The organism is candidate division KSB1 bacterium, assembly GCA_034506335.1.
Lineage (GTDB): Bacteria > Zhuqueibacterota > Zhuqueibacteria > JANLFK01 > Oleimicrobiaceae > Oleimicrobium.
Genome location: JAPDPR010000061.1, coordinates 1 through 17,979, shown reverse-complemented (window position 1 = coordinate 17,979; position 17,979 = coordinate 1). Strand labels below are relative to the sequence as shown.

14 protein-coding genes are annotated in these 17,979 nt (G+C 59.4%); 9 read left to right on the top strand and 5 right to left on the bottom strand.

The features are described from left to right. From ONB25_13860 to ONB25_13840, 5 genes are all read left to right on the top strand, one after another. Nucleotides 1–1,234: aminotransferase class V-fold PLP-dependent enzyme (locus tag ONB25_13860; GenBank protein MDZ7393970.1), on the top strand; the 1,234-nt coding region annotated here is incomplete at its 5' end. 83 nt (nt 1,235–1,317) lie between these two features. Next, nucleotides 1,318–3,327, top strand: coding sequence for a S9 family peptidase (locus ONB25_13855; GenBank protein MDZ7393969.1), 2,010 nt, complete (start codon nt 1,318–1,320; stop codon nt 3,325–3,327). A 71-nt stretch (nt 3,328–3,398) separates the two neighbouring features. Next, nucleotides 3,399–4,139: a SagB/ThcOx family dehydrogenase gene (locus ONB25_13850; GenBank protein ID MDZ7393968.1), complete on the top strand. Its 741-nt coding sequence runs from the start codon at nt 3,399–3,401 to the stop codon at nt 4,137–4,139. A 272-nt stretch (nt 4,140–4,411) separates the two neighbouring features. Continuing rightward, the gene (locus tag ONB25_13845) at nt 4,412–5,152 is read left to right on the top strand and encodes a phosphocholine cytidylyltransferase family protein (protein ID MDZ7393967.1); all 741 of its coding nucleotides are present in this window, start codon (nt 4,412–4,414) and stop codon (nt 5,150–5,152) included. 9 nt (nt 5,153–5,161) lie between these two features. Beyond that, entirely contained in the window at nt 5,162–6,238 is a 1,077-nt protein-coding gene (locus tag ONB25_13840) for a flippase-like domain-containing protein (GenBank protein ID MDZ7393966.1), read from the top strand. Here ONB25_13840 and ONB25_13835 read toward each other — a convergent pair. The 3 genes from ONB25_13835 to ONB25_13825 all read right to left on the bottom strand — a co-directional run bounded on the left by ONB25_13835 (nt 6,180) and on the right by ONB25_13825 (nt 9,747). Then, nucleotides 6,180–7,139, bottom strand: a complete 960-nt coding sequence (locus ONB25_13835; GenBank protein MDZ7393965.1) for a CDP-alcohol phosphatidyltransferase family protein — start codon at nt 7,137–7,139, stop codon at nt 6,180–6,182. The two genes, ONB25_13840 and ONB25_13835, sit on opposite strands and share 59 nt — an antisense overlap. Nucleotides 7,140–7,181: 42 nt before the next feature. Continuing rightward, complete coding sequence (locus tag ONB25_13830; protein ID MDZ7393964.1) at nt 7,182–8,435, bottom strand: aminotransferase class I/II-fold pyridoxal phosphate-dependent enzyme; 1,254 nt, start codon at nt 8,433–8,435, stop codon at nt 7,182–7,184. Nucleotides 8,436–8,652: 217 nt separating this feature from the next. Further along, nucleotides 8,653–9,747, bottom strand: a complete 1,095-nt coding sequence (locus tag ONB25_13825) for a site-2 protease family protein (protein ID MDZ7393963.1) — start codon at nt 9,745–9,747, stop codon at nt 8,653–8,655. Between the two features lie 394 nt (nt 9,748–10,141). Between ONB25_13825 and ONB25_13820 the strand changes: the two genes are divergently transcribed. Then, nucleotides 10,142–11,608, top strand: a complete 1,467-nt coding sequence (locus ONB25_13820) for a C69 family dipeptidase (protein ID MDZ7393962.1) — start codon at nt 10,142–10,144, stop codon at nt 11,606–11,608. A 29-nt stretch (nt 11,609–11,637) separates the two neighbouring features. On the opposite strand, the gene efp is transcribed toward ONB25_13820, so the two are convergent. Further along, entirely contained in the window at nt 11,638–12,195 is a 558-nt protein-coding gene (gene efp / locus ONB25_13815) for an elongation factor P (protein ID MDZ7393961.1), read from the bottom strand. Nucleotides 12,196–12,633: 438 nt separating this feature from the next. Between efp and ONB25_13810 the strand changes: the two genes are divergently transcribed. The 3 genes from ONB25_13810 to ONB25_13800 all read left to right on the top strand — a co-directional run bounded on the left by ONB25_13810 (nt 12,634) and on the right by ONB25_13800 (nt 16,522). Then, entirely contained in the window at nt 12,634–13,545 is a 912-nt protein-coding gene (locus ONB25_13810; protein MDZ7393960.1) for a GNAT family N-acetyltransferase, read from the top strand. 33 nt (nt 13,546–13,578) lie between these two features. After that, the gene (locus tag ONB25_13805; GenBank protein ID MDZ7393959.1) at nt 13,579–14,823 is read left to right on the top strand and encodes a DUF1343 domain-containing protein; all 1,245 of its coding nucleotides are present in this window, start codon (nt 13,579–13,581) and stop codon (nt 14,821–14,823) included. A gap of 334 nt (nt 14,824–15,157) precedes the next feature. Continuing rightward, the gene (locus ONB25_13800; protein MDZ7393958.1) at nt 15,158–16,522 is read left to right on the top strand and encodes an NADP-dependent malic enzyme; all 1,365 of its coding nucleotides are present in this window, start codon (nt 15,158–15,160) and stop codon (nt 16,520–16,522) included. 1,167 nt (nt 16,523–17,689) lie between these two features. Here the strand turns inward: ONB25_13800 and ONB25_13795 are convergent. Further along, nucleotides 17,690–17,979: cob(I)yrinic acid a,c-diamide adenosyltransferase (locus tag ONB25_13795; protein ID MDZ7393957.1), on the bottom strand; the 290-nt coding region annotated here is incomplete at its 5' end.

Below are 17,979 nucleotides of genomic sequence, written 5' to 3'. Positions count from 1 at the left end.
CTTGGACCCGCTCGGTGTGAGGCGCGCCTTGGCGGCCCTGGCCGGCTATACCGGCACTCCTCAAGAAGCTGCAGAGGATGAGGCCCTCTGGTTCGAGGTGCAGCAGGCCTTCGCCGTGGACCGCACCATCATCAACTTGAACAATGGCGCGGTATCGCCCTCACCGGCGCCCGTCCTCGAAGCTCTCCATCGGCACTGGGATTTCGGCAACAAGGCGCCGTGTTACACGATGTGGCAGGTGCTGGAGCCGCAGCGCGAATCGGTTAGGCGCCAAATCGCCGCGGCCTTCGGCTGTGATGCGGAAGAGATCGCGCTGACAAGGAATGCGTCTGAGGGGCTGGAGATATGCCAGTTTGGACTGGACCTCCGGCGAGGGGATGAGGTGCTCACCACCAACCAGGACTACCCCCGCATGATCACGACCTGGAGACAACGCGAGAGGCGCGAAGGAATCGTCTTGCGCCAGTTTTCCCTTCCCGTGCCTGCGGAGGACCCGGATCAGATCGTCAGCCTTTTTGCCCAGCATATCACGGCGAAGACAAGGGCGATCCTTATCTGCCACGTGATCAATCTCACAGGGCAAATCCTCCCTGTGAATGCCATCGTGCAGATGGCCCGCGGCAAGGGGATACCGGTGATTGTCGATGGTGCGCACGCCTTTGCCCACCTCCATTTCAGCCATGCGGACCTGGACTGCGACTTTTATGCTACCAGCCTGCACAAATGGCTTTGTGCACCGCATGGCACCGGGTTTCTCTACGTCCGCAAGGACAGGATACGGGAGTTGTGGCCGTTGATGGCCGCGCCTGCGGAGATGGACGACAACATCCGGAAGTTCGAGGAGATCGGCACGCACCCGGCGGCTCCGTATTTGGCCATTGCGGAGGCGCTCGCGTTCCACGCGGGGGTTGGTCCCGGGAGGAAGCAAGCCCGTCTTCTCTTCTTGCGCGACCGGTGGGCAAGGCGGCTTCTGCAGCACGACCGGGTGCGCCTGCACACCAGCTTGAAACCAGGCGTGTCCTGCGGCTTGGCCACCTTCCAAATTGGAGGCATAGACTCAGGAGCTCTGGCCCAGCACCTTTGGGACCGCCACCGTATCCTGGTAAGCGCCATTAAGCACCCAGAGTTCGAGGGGATCCGCGTCAGTCCGCACATCTACACAACGTTAGAAGAGCTCGACCGATTCTGTGACGCTGTTGAAAAGGTCATCAAGCACGGCCTGCCGCGTCCCTGACGAGACAGGCGGAGATGTTCGGGAAAATAGAAGGAGGAGTGTCCATGGGAAAAGTTGCCGGGATTCTTATTGGCGTAGCGGTGATGGTGCTCTCAGGTTCTGCGACCTCCCAGGAGGGAACCCACCCCTTCTCGGTGCACGACATGCTGGCCATGGATAGGATTTCCGAACCGCAGGTGTCGCCGGATGGCAAGTGGGTGGTCTTTACCGTGCGGACCACTGACCTGGAGGCTAACAAGGGACGCACGGACATCTGGATGGTGGGGGTGGATGGCACGGGTCTGCGGCGGCTCACCACGCACCCTGCTGCCGACTATAACCCACGTTGGTCCTCGTGCGGCAAGTGGGTTTGGTTCATCTCCACGCGCTCAGGTTCGGCCCAACTCTGGTCCATGCGCATTGACGGTGGCGAAGCTGTGCAACGGACCCACCTGCCGCTCGATGTTGCCAACCTGGTGGTATCCCCCTATGGAGACTATGTGGCATTCACCATGGAGGTCTTCCCAGATTGCCCCACACCCGAGTGCACAAAGAGCAGACTGGATTCCATTGCAGCACGCAAGGCCACAGGGCGGATCTATGACCGCCTGTTCGTTCGGCACTGGGATACTTGGGAAGATGGCCGACGCTCCCACCTGTTTGTCATGTCCATGAAAGATGGCAGGGTGCAAGACCTGATGTCCGGCATGGATGCGGACACGCCTTCGCAGCCTTTTGGCGGGCCCGAGGAAATTGCCTTTGCCCCGGACAACAGCGGGATTGTTTTCACCGCCAAAGAGGTGGGGCGCGAGGAGGCTTGGTCCACCAACTTTGACCTTTTTTACGTACCCCTGGATGGTTCGGAACCGCCTCGCCGCTTGACAGCGGAGAATCGTGCTTGGGACACCTACCCAGTGTTTTCCCCCGACGGTAAGACGCTGGCGTACCTTGCTATGTCCAGGGCCGGGTACGAATCCGACAGGTTCCGGATTGTGCTGCAGAGTTGGCCGGATGGTCGAAAGCGCGTCCTCACGGAGGGCTGGGACCGTTCCCCTAGCACACTTTGTTGGTCAAAAGACGGCAAATACCTGTACGCTACGGCTGAGAACCTCGGACAGACTTCGCTCTTTGCCGTAGAGGTTGCCTCTGGCAAGGTGCGCACGCTCGTAGAAGAGGGGACGGTGAACTTTCCCGGGGTGGCGGGTGATCAGATAGTATATGGGCTGGACAATTTAAAGTCGCCGGTAGAGCTCTACGTGGTGAACGGTGACGGCAGTAACGCGCGCCGCATTACGAGCATGAACACCAAGAAACTGGAGGCCGCGCGCATGGGTGACTATGAGCAGTTTACCTTCAAAGGATGGAACGACGATAAGGTCTACTGTTACGTGGTCAAGCCGGTGGATTTTGATCCGACCAAGCGCTACCCGGTGGCTTTCCTGATTCATGGCGGCCCGCAGGGTTCGTTCGGCAATCACTTCCACTACCGGTGGAATCCGCAAGCCTACGCGGGGGCCGGGTACGCGGCAGTGATGGTGGACTTTCACGGTTCCACCGGTTACGGCCAGGCTTTCTGCGATGCAATTCGCGGCGATTGGGGCGGTAAGCCGCTGGTTGACCTCCAGAAGGGTCTTGCGGCGGCGCTCAAGCGCTACCCCTGGATGGACGGCGAGCGCGTTGCAGCCTTAGGGGCCTCTTTTGGCGGCTACATGATCAACTGGATCGCTGGCATGTGGCCGGACCGCTTCCGCTGTCTGGTGTGCCACGATGGGAACCTGGACGAACGCATGGCCTACTTTGACACCGAGGAGCTCTGGTTCCCAGAGTGGGATCATGTGGGCACACCATGGGATAACCCAAGAGGCTATGAGGCTCAAAATCCAGTGAACCTTGTCAAGAACTGGAAGACCCCCATGCTGGTAGTCCACGGTGCGTTAGACTTTCGCGTGGCCGAGACGCAAGGTTTGGGCACCTTCAACGCCCTCCAGCGTTTGGGCATCCCCAGCAAGCTGCTATACTTCCCGGATGAAAACCACTGGGTACTCAAACCGCACAACTCCATTCTCTGGCACGAAACGGTGATCGGGTGGCTGGACCAGTGGTGCAAGAACTGAAGTGGGAGTCAATGAGGGTGTCCAGTGGGGGCACGGGCTTGAACAGCCAACGGCCAGCAGGGAGGTGACCCATGAAGAGCCTGTGGATACTCTGGATGGCTGGAATGATCCTTTTTTCGAACCAGCACTGCACAGCAGAGGGAGAGGATATGAATCCCAAGCCAAAACAGGTGGCGGGGGGCGATGTGCAGAGAGGGATTACGCTGCCAGAGCCGCGCACGCACAGCGACTGTTCGGTGGAAGAAGCGCTTTTGCGCAGGCGTTCGGTGCGGAACTACAAGGCGGAGCCCCTCAACCTCCAGGAGCTGGGCCAGGTCCTCTGGGCCGCCTATGGGATTACCAAGGAGATGCCACTGCCCATGTTTCTGCGGGGCGGCCTACGCACTGCCCCGTCCGCAGGGGCGCTCTATCCGCTGGAGATCTTTGTGGTGGCGGGCGAAGTGACTGGCCTGACCCCCGGCATTTACCGTTACCGCTCGGCAGGACATGCCCTGGAACTGGTGGCTGCCGGTGACCGCCGACAGGAATTGGCCAAAGCCGCGTGGGATCAGACCTTCATTGCCAGGGCCCCAGTTGTTCTGGTCTATGCCGCCGTGTTCGCCCGCACCACGGGCAAATACGGGGAGCGAGGACGCGCGCGGTACGTGTGCATGGACCTGGGCCACTCCGCGCAAAACGTCTATCTCCAGGCGGAGGCCTTGGGGCTCGGCACCTGCGCGGTAGGTGCGTTTGATGATGCCGCCGTCGCAAAGGTCGTGGGTCTCAAAAATGAGGAAGAGCCGCTGTACCTCATGCCGGTAGGTAAGAAGTGAAAAAGCTTCGCAATGCTGCCGGTGTCCCGACAAAGCCTGCTGTGGTTGTTGCTAATCCGCGGTGCGTGAACTGTGCATACGGTGACGCCCAAGTGGGAACCAAGCCTTTCTTCCCAGGTTATATGAGCAGTGCGTCCGCCTATTCGAAAGGGTGGATCAGGTGGGGCTTGGACACGTCGAACGCGGCGCGGAAGAGGGCGCATGGTTCGCTGTTCTGACTGGGACGAAGTGCTGATAGCTCATGATTGATGGATGTGCATAAAGGAGTGCGCATGCAGGTAGTTTTGTTAGCCGCAGGCGAAGCACGTCGCCTGCGGCCATTGACCGAACAGACGCCGAAGTGCCTTCTGGAAGTGACCGAAGGCATGAGTATTCTTGATGTGACCCTGGAGAACTTGCGCTGGGCGGGTTTGGATGAAGTGGTCGTGGTGACGGGATTCTATGCGGACAAAGTACGGAGCCACGTGGCCCGGCGCTATCCGAGTATGCGTGTGCACTGGGTGCACAACAGCGATTTTGCCGTGACCAACAACGCTTACTCCTTGTGGTTAGCGCGGGATGCCGTGCGAGGTCCTTTCCTGCTGTTAGACGCGGACATTTTGTTTGACCGGCGGATTCTTGCCATGCTCATGGGGGTCGCACACCGAGATGCGCTGGCCGTGCGCACCGCCGGCCACTGGACAGAAGAGGACATGAAGGTGATGGTAGACGGAGACGGGTGGGTGCGCTCCATTAGCAAGGCGATCCCAGTGCAGCAGGCGACCGGTGAATCCATCGGCATCGAGAAGTTCAGCGTTGAGTTTGCTAGCGCGCTATTTGCGGAACTATCCCGCAGAATGAGCAGCGGCACCGGACTCGGGGAATTCTACGAGGCGGCGTTCCAGGCTGTCATTGACCAGGGGCTCAGGCTGTACGGCCTGGACATCTCGCCCCTGGCATGCGTAGAGGTGGACACCTTCGATGACTATCGGCATGCGCAGGAGGTGACCAGCAGGGTGTTTGGCGTGAGGTGACCCGTGGCTGTGTCCAGACCAATGCGGCGCCTGTGGCTGTCGGTGGGGTTGAGCATCAGCTCCATCCTCCTCATCTTTGTCTTGACCGGCAGCGGCAAGACGCTGGCAGCGCTGGCCGAATTGCGTCTGCCCTACATTGGTGTGTTGCTGGCGCTGGCTGCAGCCGGGCTCGTCTTAGACGGTGCTAGGGTCATGGTGCTTACGCGCGCTGCCGGAGCAACCCTCACCCTTTGGCAAGGGTGCAAGCTGGCTGCCCTCAGCACGTTCGGCAACATGGTGACTCCCTTCAGCACTGGTGGGCACTTGGCGGTGGTCTATGTACTCCGCCGGCACCAACTTGCTTCTGGCCGAGGAACCTCGGTGGTCATCACCAGGCTCCTTTGCTCCGGTCTCTTCATCCTCTTTGGGGCGCTGGTCTCCCTTCTCCTGCTGCGAAACCTGGTGAGTGCAGAGCCGGCGATCCGCACCCTTATGCTCCTCACGGGGGTAGTGTTCCTGACTCTCAGCGGCCTGGGCGTAGCGGCGCTGCTGAAGCCGCGAGTCCTGGCAACCCTTGGCGCTTTGTCGGCCGGGCTCCTCAGCAGTGTGGGGGTGCTACGCGGGCGAAGGCGGTTCCGGAACAAAGTGAACAGGAATGTGCTGCACGCTCGGGATAGCTTCCGCATGCTCTTCGGCACCCAAGTCAGTAGGTTGGTCCTCACGCTCGTGTTCAGCGGATTGCTGTACGCTTCGCAGGTGGTGATATTGTGGGCGGTGCTGCGGGCGATGGCATTGCCAGCGAGCATCGTCGCAGGGCTGGCACTCAGCGCCCTGCTCCTGTTCCTTCTTTCTTTTCTCCCCACGCCAGGAGGGTCAGGTCTGGGGGAGGCCCTGTTCGTGCTTGTGTACTCGGCGACGGTGCCAACTCACCTTCTCGGGGTGGCGGTGCTATTGTGGCGCCTGTTCTACCAGTACCTTCCCGCGGCACTGGGGGCGATCGTGGCGGCGGAACACTCAGCGGCCCTGATGATTCGGGGCGGGGATTCAGCTATGAGGGGGGAGCACTGCCGGGAGCTTGACGGTAGGCGTCTCGGAGCTGGCGGGTGAGGGTAAGTCGCTGCACGACGGCGAGCAAGAGTGTCCAGATGTTAAAGGGGACGGCAATTACCCAAAAGACCAGATCAAGCCGGTTGCATAGCCCGGCCAGCAAGAAGACGGTGATGTGGCCGGTGGAGCCGATCAGCGTCCAGCCGCGTACCAGCGCGCGGTTGTGCCGTCGGTAATTAGCTCGAAACCGCTCCTTTACTTCCTTCGGCACGCCGCTTTCGCCCTCGTACCATTCCAGGTAGCCGCGGTACCCCCTCGGTAGCGCAAGGCCAGTAAGCGCCCGCTCCCAGCCGTAGAAGGCAATGTAGAGTGTGAGTAGAAGGCGGTGAATCCTATCGAAGGCCGACCTCCCCAGTCTCTCGCGCTCCGCCCTTAGCCTGGCAATCGGTTCCACTTTCTCATGGTACGCAGGAATCGCGTAAAAAATGAGTTCGTTCTTGAAAAAGTCAAAGAAGATGATGTGAATTATGACACTTACTCCCGCCAGGACGGCGTAAACCCACCACCACGTCATTGCCCCGGAACTATGGCCCATAGCGATGGCCACGCCGGCGAAGATGGACACGTAGACCACCATGTCGGCCAGGCCGTCAAGAGTCTTCCCCAGGCGGGAGCTGGTGCCACGCAGCCGCGCCAGTTGACCGTCGGTACAGTCCAAGACGTTGGCAATCATCAAGAAGATGGCGCCGAGGAGCGCCCCTCGATTTGTTCCGTGGGCGAAGAAGTATCCCGAGGCAACGCCGACAGCCATCGCCACGAGGGTCACCATGTTGGGGGTGACGGGTGTAGGACGAAGCGCGAGGGCAAAAAGGAAGGCCAAGGGCCGATAAATGAAGAGGTCGGGGAGTTCCTCGGTCTCCACGGGCTTGAGCGAACGGAAAAAAAGCTCGCGAAGCCTCACGGTGTTCAGTCCTCACGCAATTCCAGCAAAGGAGATGTCCAATCAGGAGGCATCTGCCCCAGGCTGATTCACAGGCCGACCCAGAACCTTTCGCACGGCTGAGGTCACAAGGGCAGCAGGTAACCCATGCACCATGTAGCGATTGAATAGCGAGAGAGGCACGGCTGGGGCACGACGGATGTAGAAGACCGCCCGGTGCAACATCATCGCCTCCAGACTCCGAGCCATTTCGCGTTGGAAGGCCAAGCGTTTGCCCACGGCGTTCAGTGCAGCCAGCAACAGGGCAGTGTGCTCCTGCTTGCCAACGGAGATGCGCACCATATTGGCAAAGGCAGGCTCATCGGTGATAAACTTGATCTTGAGGCGCCTCTTGGCCAGCTCTTCGGCCAACAGCTGCCGTGCATCTGGCGGGTACTGGGCCAAGAAAAAGTTCGCTTCCGATTCGAATGCCACAAATCCGGGCAGGGAGTTGATTTTCTCAATCAGTCTTTCGCGGTCACGGCGGGTCTTGTTGGCTACGGAGCGGTAGTACTTCTCAGATTGCAGGGCAGCGATGCCCAGCTGCTCGAGTACCTGGCTGAACCCAAGCAAGCGTTCGCTGAGGCCGAGCTTTTCGGGGAGGCCCTTGCCGACCAGGGCAAAACCGATGCGCGCGCCGGCCAACGCGTAGTACTTGGAAAAGGTCCCGAGGACCATCAGGTTGCTGTAGCTGTGGAGCCATCTGCCAATGGGCGGTTGGCCTCCTGAGGCAAACCCGGCATAGGCCTGGTCAAACAGCAAGATCTGGTCGGCACGGGCACTCATGAGCAGTGCCTCGAAGTGGTCGGGATCAAAAGTGGAGCCGGTGGGATTGTTGGGGGAGCACACTACCGTTAACCGCGGGCGCAGTGTGGCAAACTGACGCAGTAGCGACTGATAGTCATACACGAACTGCCGGCCCTTGCGGTACATCATGTAGGTATGCCGTTCCAGCTGGCGCGCCTGGGACAGAGTATCGTAGTAGTACCACCCGTGACTCGGCAAGAGGACAGGCTGGCCTGGCTTTAGCGCGACCTCAAAGACTTGTTTCAAGAGGTCTTCAGCGCCGTATCCCAGAAGGACCTGGTCTGCGTCCACTCCAAAACGCTCGGCGAGAAGTTGACGAAGGGAACGATTGTCATCCCGCGCATAGTCAGACAGACACCTCTTGGGCAGGCTGCGCAGCACTTTCATGCACTTGCCAGAAGGCCCGTACTTGTTTTCGTTCTTGTCTAGGAGGATCTCCTCATTCTTCGCCTGCCGCACTTTCCTGCCCATATTCCTGTCTCCGCTCTCCTTAAGCTAGCCCGTCGATTTTCGAGGTTCGCAATTCATTACACACCAAACGCCGGCAAATTTACATCTATGTTACGAAATTGTCAAGGAAAATGTCACCGTCTTCGGAGCAATCTCGCTTTGGCAAAGAACGGGAGGTAACCCGGCACAAGGTGCCGCGCACTGCTCCGCGCCCAGTTTTTCCGTGCACGCGCGAGCCTCATCGCCTGCGGCCTGTGGAACGCTCAAGGGCCGAATGAATCATCATGAACTCAGCGATGTTTTCCGGCGTGAGGAGTCCCCGCAATACGCCGGCTGAAACAACGGGCATGACGTGGCATTTGCACCCTTGCAGCCTGGCCATGGCATTTTGCAGCATCTCGGAGCTTTCCACCACTTCAAACTCGCTGGTCATTGCCGCCGACACAGGGTAGTCCCGGCCGTGTTCGGCCAGGGCAGTCATGAGGTCGTTGCGCGACAAGATGCCAACGACGGTGCCGTCCACGACCACGGGAAAGTCCTGCTGGTATCCGGCTAGGACAAGGTCGATGGCTCGCTGCAGGCTATCATCTGGGTGCAAAGCGCGAAAGTCGGTCAGCATGGCGCTGCTCACCGGAACGTCGGTGAACAGCGTGCGCATGCTGGCTACGCTGGATTCTTGAGCCGCACCTATCCAAACGAACAAGGCGATGAAGATGAGGAAGGGATTGACAAAAAAACCAATGAAGCCAAAGAGGAGAGCTATCCCCTGCCCGAGTGTTGCCGCCACGTGAGTAGCACGGGCATAGTCCATACGCATAGCAAGGAGCGCCCGAACAACACGCCCGCCATCCATGGGGAATGCTGGAATGAGGTTAAAACCTGCCAGGAAGAGATTCACCACTAAGAGCCGCTGCAAAAAGGGCCCGGTGGTGACGTTGAGCCTGTTCATCGGTACGAGCGCAGTTGTGGCAAAAAGGACCAAGAGGAGTATGGCTGCGATCGCCAGGTTTACCGATGGGCCGGCGACGGCAAGCCAGAGCTCCTGCCGTGGATCGTCGGGCATGCGCTCGATGCGCGCCACGCCCCCGATGGGCAAGAGTGTGATGTCGCGGGTACGAATGCCGTACTTCCGCGCCACCAACGCGTGTCCGAACTCGTGCAACACGACGCAGAGAAAGATTGCGAGCACAAAGGCAACACCGGCGGCGGCCACACCCAGGCTGTGTCCTTGCCTGAGGTAGCCAGCGGCCACCCATGCGAGTATCAGCAAGAAGGTGGCGTGAATCCTCACTGGGATGCCGCGAAAAGAACCGATGTTCAACGACCACTTCATCTCATTACCTCCCTGAGTTGTTTTCTCCTCTTAGATGCCTCGCAGGTTCTACCGTTTCGATGACCAACCACTTTCTTAGATCGAGCTTTTTTCGCTTGTTTTTCACCGCGATCCTGCTATATTTTCTACCGTCCCCGAAATGGGACGGTCTTGCGGGGCGGCCTGCCTTGCCGGGGCCATGGACCGCAGGTGCCGTGCGGTGGTGCGAGCGCTTTGATCCGCGCCGCATAAGATGGCCGGCGCAGTGCTTGGTGTTCTTCCCGCAACTCTGGACAGCATGCGACACGCTCCGCCACACAGCAGCGTTGCTGATTGACGGCTGTGCACTTCCTGGGGGCCTTGTTGTGCGTCCAGCTTCCACATCCGAGGGTCGTCACATTTGAGAGTGGAGGTTATGGTGAGACAACTTGTCATCGTGCTACTCATCCTCGTGGCTGCGGGGCTTGTTCTTGGCCAGAGCGTCCGGGGCCTGGACTGCTTCTCCATCGTTGTGGGCAGGAATGCTTCTGCAGACGGGTCGGTGCTGGTGGCTCATAACGAGGATGATGGTGGCCGCCAGCTGGTGAGCATCTACAAGGTTCCCCGGCTGCAGCATGGACCAGAGGAGAAGCTGATCCTTTCGCCAGGAGCAGAATTGCCTCAGGCGGAAGAGACTTTCGGCTACCTCTGGCTGGAGATGCGGGGGATGGAGTTTGCCGACTGCTTCCTGAACGAATGGGGGGTAGTGGTGGCCTCCGATGCCTGTCTGTCCAGGGAGGACAGAGGCGAACTGACTGGTGGAGGCATAGGTTACTGGCTTCGGCACGTAGTGGCGCAGCGTGCCCGCACGGCGCGCGAGGCGGTCAAACTGGCCGGCGCCCTCGTTGAGCAGTTCGGCTACTCCTCCAGCGGGCGCACTTACGTAATCGCCGACACGCAGGAAGGCTGGCTGCTGGCAGCAGTGCACGGAAAACACTGGGTGGCTCAGCGCGTGCCCGACGACATGGTGGCTGTGATCCCCAACTACTACACGATCACCGCAGTGGATCTTGCCGACACGCTCAACTTCCTCGGCTCGCCCGATATCGTGGCCTACGCTCAACAACGGGGGTGGTATCAACCTGAGCGCGATGGCCCTTTCGACTTTGCCAAGGCCTACTCGAAACCGAGCACCTACGTCCACCCCAGCAACGTGCAGCGCATGTGGCGCGGTGTGAGCCTGCTTTCCGGACGGAGGTATGCGCTGGACGATAGATTCCCTTTTGCGTTTCGCCCGAAGGAAAAGGTCACCGTGCGCCATCTGATGGCTATCCTTCGCGACCATTTTGAGGGCACGGTCCTGGACAAGAGCCAGGGGTACAAAAGAGGGAGCCCACACAGGACGGGCGACCACACCATCTGCGCGCCGTCCACGCAGTTCGGCTTTGTGGCGCAATTGCGTTCCTGGTTGCCGGTGAGTATGGGTGCGGTGCTCTTCGTTGCTCCCCGTCGTCCGGATGTGCAGGCCTTTGTGCCCTGGTATGCGGGCGTGGAAAGCGTGCCGGAAGGCTACGCGGTGGGCGACTATCAAACCGCCCTCCGCGAGCATTCCTCGGTACCTCGTCGGGAGGGACTGACCGTCCAGAACAATGCCTTCATGGCCTTCGAGACGCTGGCAGACAAGGTGGATGCGGACTTTGCCAGGCATCTGCCGCTGGTGCGGAAGCTCTGGGACCCGGTGGAAGAGGACATCTTCCGCGTGCAAGAGGCCTTTGAACGAGAATGCCTGGCAGTCTGGAAGGAGTCTCCGGCCACTGGCCAGAAGATGCTCACCCAGACTACCTCGGCGTTGGCCTTGAAGGTCTGGAAGCTGACACGCGGTCTCCTGGAGCAGATGGAATAGGTCCTCCGGATTGCCTCCCGGGATCCTGGCTAAACCCGCGAAAGGTACTTGCCCGTGCGTGTGTCGATGCGGATGACATCGCCAGCCTTGACAAATGGCGGCACCTGAATGCGCGCCCCGGTCTCCAATGTCACGGTATTGGTCAAATTGCCCGCCGTGTCCCCGCGCGCAACCGGGTCGGCTTGTGTGACCTCCAAGTCCACTGTTATGGGCAACTCAGCAGAGATCGGCTGGTTCTCATGGTAGAAAATCGTGGCGCTATTGCCCTCTTTCAAGAAACCGAGCTGGTCGCCCAAAAAGTCGGCGTCAATGGTGACTTGGTCATAGGTTTCGGGGTCCATGAAAACTAAGTGGTCACCATCTCTATAAAGGAACTGCATCTCCTTGCGGTCTAAGCGCACCTCTTCCAACTTGTCTGTGAAACGGAAGGTGTTCTCGATAACCCTGCCAGTCTTTACGTTTTTCAGTCGCGTGCGCACAAAAGCACGCAAGTTGCCCGGAGTCACATGCTGATACTCGGTGATGATGTAAATATCGCCCGCAAACTTGATAGCCATGCCACGCCGAAAATCAGAAATAGACGACATAGATCCCTCACACCTCCATTGTTTCTACAGGTTTCGCCCGTTTTGCTTTATTGCGTCCGTAAATGTATACAATCTTACGGCAAAAGGCAAGAGGTTCCTTTGCGTTTTCGAACAATTGTCCATGAGGAAACGGTGCCCGGAGGAACCGAGCCGTGTACCTTCACAAGCGTGGTGGCCTCACAGTTCTCGCACGGATGGTTTCTGTTGAGCAAGGACCAAGGTGCCCATGTGGGAGACGATGGTGGTCCGTACGCAATCTTGAATGCAGAGGAACAGCCACATGGTCCTGATTGGTTCTCCGCGGCCAGCTTCTGTGGGACGGCACTTCGTGGCGCCGGCATGGGGCACGCAGCCACTCTTGCGTAACCGGCCCTTGCTCGTTTCTGGAACGTCTGACAACGGAGTTGCAACAGGTGAAGAACCAGCGGAGGAGGGTGTATGGTGAGGATTAGGCAATTTCGTGCCCGGGACTTGGCTTCACTTCTGGAGTTTTGGAACCGTGCGGTGCGTGTAGACCGCCTAACTCCCAAGCTTCTAAAGGAGAAGGTGACCGAAGACCCGGACTTTGACCCTGAACTGACCCTCATTGCCGAGCATGCGGGGGAGATTGCTGGGTTTATGATGGGCGTCACCCGTCGCAGCATGGGAGACACAAATAGGGGATGGATCAAGCTGTTTGCGGTGGCGCGTCCGCATCGCAGAAAGGGTATCGCTTCTGAACTCCTGAGCGCAGTAGAGGAGCTCATGCGCCAGAGGGGTGTCAAGCGGCTGCAGGTCATGGACTGCCCGGTGAACTATCTCCATCCCGGCATTGACCCGTTGGCCTACACCGAGGCCATCTGCTTTGCGGAGCGGCGCGGCTTCAAGAAGGTGGGTGATACCTCCCACCTCAAGGCGGATTTGCGGAAACAAGACTTTGACACCTCAGCCGAAGAGCGAAAATTGGCCAAGGAAGGCATTGAGATCCGGCGTGCTCGTCCAGAAGACTGGCCGCACGTGGAAGAGCTGCTGCGGAGCGAGTGGGCAGCGTGGGTCCCCGAGGTCAAGAGGACGCTTGGGCGGCGCCCCATTAGCCTGCATGTGGCCCTGCTGGACGGCCGCATCGAGGCCTTCTCCGCCTATGACGCCAACAACGTCGGTACCGGCTGGTTTGGCCCCATGGGCACACGCGCGGTGTTCCGTGGCAAAGGTGTGGGAGGAATTTTGCTGAAGAGATGCCTGCGCGACATGCAGCGCCAGGGCTTGCCGTTTTCCACTATCCCCTGGGTGGGCCCCATTCCTTTCTACATGCACTATTGCAATGCCCACGTCTACCGTGTGTTTTGGCGCTACGCAAAGGAATTGGCCTAAAAGGGCTCTGACTATCGCAGGAGGAGTTTGTCGGTGAGAAAGACGACTAACGTCTGGCTGAGGGCGCTTCGATGCCTGGTCCTCGCTCCATTGCTTCCGTCGCTCCTTTGTGCCTCTGCGCCGCGGGTGAAGCCGGGGGTCGAAGTGCTCATCGAGAAGAGGCAGGAGCTACTACGCGGGCGCCGGGTGGGTCTGATCACTAATCCCACCGGCGTCACCTCCGACCTCAGGTCCACCATTGATGTGCTGAACCAGCTGCCTGGTGTGAAGCTCGTGGCCCTCTTCGGGCCGGAGCACGGGGTGCGCGGTGACGTATTTGCCGGCGAGCATGTCGGAGACTTTGTGGATGCCCGAACCGGCCTCCCGGTGTACAGTCTCTACGGGCGACGCAGCAAACCCACTCCAGAGATGCTCGCCGATGTCGACGTGCTGGTGTACGACGTGCAAGACATCGGTTCCCGCACCTACACCTACATCTACACTATGGCCTCGTGCATGGAGGCGGCAGCGGAGCGAGGCATACCCTTTGTGGTCCTGGACAGACCCAATCCGCTGGGCGGCCTGTTGGTGGAGGGGCCCGTGCTCGAGCACGGGTTTGAGTCGGGCATTGGTCGTTACCCGATACCATATGTATACGGACTTACCGTGGGCGAGCTGGCGATGCTTTTCAACAAGGAATTCGGTATCAACTGCCAGCTCACTGTCGTCCCGATGGAGGGGTGGAGGCGGGCGATGCTTTTCGCCGATACAGGCCTGCCGTGGGTGCCCACCTCCCCGCATATCCCGCATGCGGAGACCGCAATCTTCTACCCGGCCACCGGTTGCCTAGGCGAGCTGGGTGTGTGCGAAGGTGTGGGGTATACGCTCCCATTCGAGTTGGTAGGAGACGAGTGGACGGACGGACAAGCTCTGGCCGACCATCTCAACCAGCTTGGCTTGCCAGGGGTGGTGTTTCGACCCCAGTACTTCCGGCCGTACTACTTCAGGTACAAGGATAAGCAACTCCACGGGGTGCAGATCCACCTGACGGATCCACGGGCATTTCGTCCCATGGCAACGCAGATGCACATTCTTGCGGCGCTCCGGGCGCTTTATCCGCAGGTGGACCTCTTTGCTCGCGATCGCTACCGTCCCGAAAGCTTCGACCGGGCCATGGGCACCGATGCGGTGCGGAAGGCGCTGGCCGCCGGTCAAGGTGCAGAAGAGATTATGCGCGCATGGCAACCTTCACTTGAGCGCTTTATGAAAGTGAGGAAAAAGTACTTGTTGTATCGGTAAGAGGCGCACTGATGTCGCGGAAAACGACCTCCTTTGCAGGCCTAGCCGGGGCGGAAAGGCCGGGGCTTTTTCTTGTTGACTTTCAGCCGTAATTTTGGTATAATAACAAAACGAGAGTCTCGGGTGCGCTATTCGTAGCGTGAACCGATTTCCGCTTTTGCGCCGCAGATTGTGCGTCTGGTGCGGCGGAAAGTCGCGTCGGTAGGGATATATGCAGGCGGCAGGCCTGCGCTTTCTTTTCTGCGGCGAAACTTTTGCACGGCGAAGGTTCGTGCGGGGGCTAGAAGCACTGAACATGTCTTGTGGGTAAGTATCACAAGCGAAAGGCGGAACAATGGCAACCGCAAGAAAGCTGAATACCGAGGAACTGCTGGCCAAGGCGTATCGACCGGCAAAGGAGGCAATGCGGCTTCACCCCTTCTATCGCGGCAAGATCGAGGTCGTGCCCAAGTGCTGCATTCGCAGCTTTGATGACTTTGCTATCTGGTACACGCCCGGGGTGGCGGAGCCGTGCAAGGCCATTCAGGCTGACCCAGAGAAGGTGCTGGAGTACACCAACAAGGCCAACCTTGTGGCTGTGGTCACTGACGGCACCCGTGTCTTGGGCCTGGGCGACATCGGGCCCGAGGCGGGCATGCCGGTCATGGAGGGAAAGGCCATCCTGTTCAAGTACCTGGGCGGCGTCGACGCCTTCCCCCTCTGTCTTGACACCAAAGACGCCGAAGAGTTCATCCGCACCGTAAAGATCCTGCAGCCTTCCTTTGGCGGCATCAACCTCGAGGATATCGCCAAGCCCAAGTGCTTTTACATCCTTGACCGACTGCGCCAGGAGTGCCATATCCCAGTGTGGCATGACGACCAGCAGGGCACTGCGGCTGTGACCGTAGCGGGTTTCATAAACGCGGTAAAGCTGGTCGGGAAGAAGGTCAACAGAATCAAGATCGTGCTCTACGGGGCGGGAGCATCCAATGTGGCGGTCGCCCGCTTGCTGATGCACGTGGGTGTTGACCCGGGAAAAATGATCGTGTACGACAGCAAGGGCCCTCTCAACAAGTCGCGCACCGAGTTTATCGAGGCGGAACCGCAGAAGTGGCACCTGTGCGAGCAGACCAACGCCGAGGGCGTGGACGTGCCGTTCGAGGAAGGGATCGAGGGCGCGGACGTACTCATCGCCCTCTCCCGTTCTGGCCCGGATGTGATCAAAAAAGAGTCAATCGCAAAGATGAACCGGGACGCCATCGTCTTCGTGTGCGCCAACCCCATACCGGAGATCTGGCCGTGGGACGCCAAAGAGGCAGGGGCACGCATCGTTGCTACGGGCCGCTCGGATTTCCCCAATCAGATCAACAATTCCTTAGGCTTCCCGGGTATCTTCCGTGGGACGTTGGACGTGGCTGCCACCACCATCACCGACGAAATGTGTATTGCTGCCTCTTACGAGCTGGCCAAGTGCGCTGAGGATAAGGGGCTGCACGAGGAATACATCATCCCGACCATGGACGAGTGGGAGGTCTATCCTAGAGAAGCGGTGGCCGTAGGCCAGAAGGCCATTGAGCAAGGTGTGGCGCGGATAAAGCTAAGCAGGGAACAGGCGTTCGAATGCGCCTCGACCATAATCAGGCGGGCGCGTGAAGAGGTGCAGATGCTCATGAAACAAGGCTTCATCCCCCCAGCGCCGCCGATGGACCCCTTGTTGTAGCCAAGAGTAGCGCAAGACTTCGTTCAGAGTGCGCCGTGCGTCTACCTGAGAGGGCAGAACGCACGGCGCACTCGTTTATGGGAAAGGAGGCCCGGTGGCACCCTCCTCGTAGGAGCCGACCGTCGCGATCGAAATCAACCGCGTACCATTATTGCTTCACAGGAGCACAATAGGCAGCCTAAACCCGGTCTTACTCAACGGCCGGCGAGTGTCTTTTTCGGCAGATTAGCTCTTGTTGATTTCCGAGGTCGGCATACGGGGCGTGCATACCCACCAATCTAAGCTTCGACAATAGCTTTCCGTGGAATGAACAACGGTGGGGTGGGTCGTAACACGTTGTCCCTCGCCCCGCGACCTGGCCCCGCCGAACCGCGCCGGGAGAATACCCACGTCTTGCCAGATGGCACGTCCTCTCCCCAGTAGCCTTGCTTCGGTCACTGACGGAGGTATGCCCAGTAGGCATATCCGTGAGTGGGTGGCCAACAGGTGGCCAGAGTTCTTCGACGGACGCAAATTAGGGTCAACATGCCCCATGCGCGCCGAGAAGTGATACACCTGTGTGATGCGATCGTGCTGCCCGGCTGCGCGCAGGTGAGGAAAGCGAATGGGCAGCACCCGAAGGTGTGCGCTTGAGGCAGAGCGGAATTCCCGGAGAGAACGGGAAGGACTCCGAATGGTCGAAGACCTGACGGGGGGTGTTCATAAGGACGCCACCTGGCGGCGTGAAGATCGCGGTGTACGAATCCTGGCCAGTGACTGCCGTGTGTGCTCGATGTTCCTCGCCGGTGGCCAGAAATACACCCGCGGGTTTGTTATTGTTGATGGAGGTTTGTTGACGGGCACGTGTTGACGCACGACGCAGGGACCTTTTCAACGAACGGCTTTGGGCGTGGAAGCTCAGCCCCCGTCACACAAACAGCGGCGAGACGGTGGGAAGGAGGGCGTTGTTCCAGATGCGCCGCAGTTTGTAGCCGTTCCTCTGAAGGTGGGCGCGGGCACAGAGCCTAGCCATGTCCTCGCTGATTGTTTAGACGCGCTTTGCCACTGAAAGCGCTCTATCGCCGCTAAAGATCCAAGGAATAGTTTCTCCACGTACCCTGTGGGGCAGGGAAATCTCGAGGATGGGGAGCGCCAGGGCCTTTTGCGTCCTTCCTGGCCCGGCACGGATCAAAACTCGATGCCGCGTCGCGCCGCCACGCCGCGTTCGTAGTAGTGCCTGATGCAGTGCATTTCGGTAACCAAATCCGCCGCATCGATGATGGCCTGGGGGGCATCCCGCCCGGTCAGTATGAGCTCCACGTGAGGAGGTTTAGTGGCGATGAGCTCCAGGACCTTGGCCACTGGGATCAGGCCGTAATCGAGGGCGACGTTTACCTCATCGAGGACCACAATGTCGAACTCACCGCTGCGCACCGAAGTATGGGCCAGCTGCAGCGCCTCGTTCGCCAGGCGGATGT

Coding starts and splice junctions, on each gene's coding strand:
- ONB25_13855 (MDZ7393969.1), top strand. CDS start 1,318: ATGGTGCTCTCAGGTTCTGCGACCTCCCAGGAGGGAACCCACCCCTTC.
- ONB25_13850 (MDZ7393968.1), top strand. CDS start 3,399: ATGAAGAGCCTGTGGATACTCTGGATGGCTGGAATGATCCTTTTTTCG.
- ONB25_13845 (MDZ7393967.1), top strand. CDS start 4,412: ATGCAGGTAGTTTTGTTAGCCGCAGGCGAAGCACGTCGCCTGCGGCCA.
- ONB25_13830 (MDZ7393964.1), bottom strand. CDS start 8,435: ATGGGCAGGAAAGTGCGGCAGGCGAAGAATGAGGAGATCCTCCTAGAC.
- ONB25_13825 (MDZ7393963.1), bottom strand. CDS start 9,747: ATGAAGTGGTCGTTGAACATCGGTTCTTTTCGCGGCATCCCAGTGAGG.
- ONB25_13820 (MDZ7393962.1), top strand. CDS start 10,142: ATGGTGAGACAACTTGTCATCGTGCTACTCATCCTCGTGGCTGCGGGG.
- efp (MDZ7393961.1), bottom strand. CDS start 12,195: ATGTCGTCTATTTCTGATTTTCGGCGTGGCATGGCTATCAAGTTTGCG.
- ONB25_13810 (MDZ7393960.1), top strand. CDS start 12,634: ATGGTGAGGATTAGGCAATTTCGTGCCCGGGACTTGGCTTCACTTCTG.
- ONB25_13800 (MDZ7393958.1), top strand. CDS start 15,158: ATGGCAACCGCAAGAAAGCTGAATACCGAGGAACTGCTGGCCAAGGCG.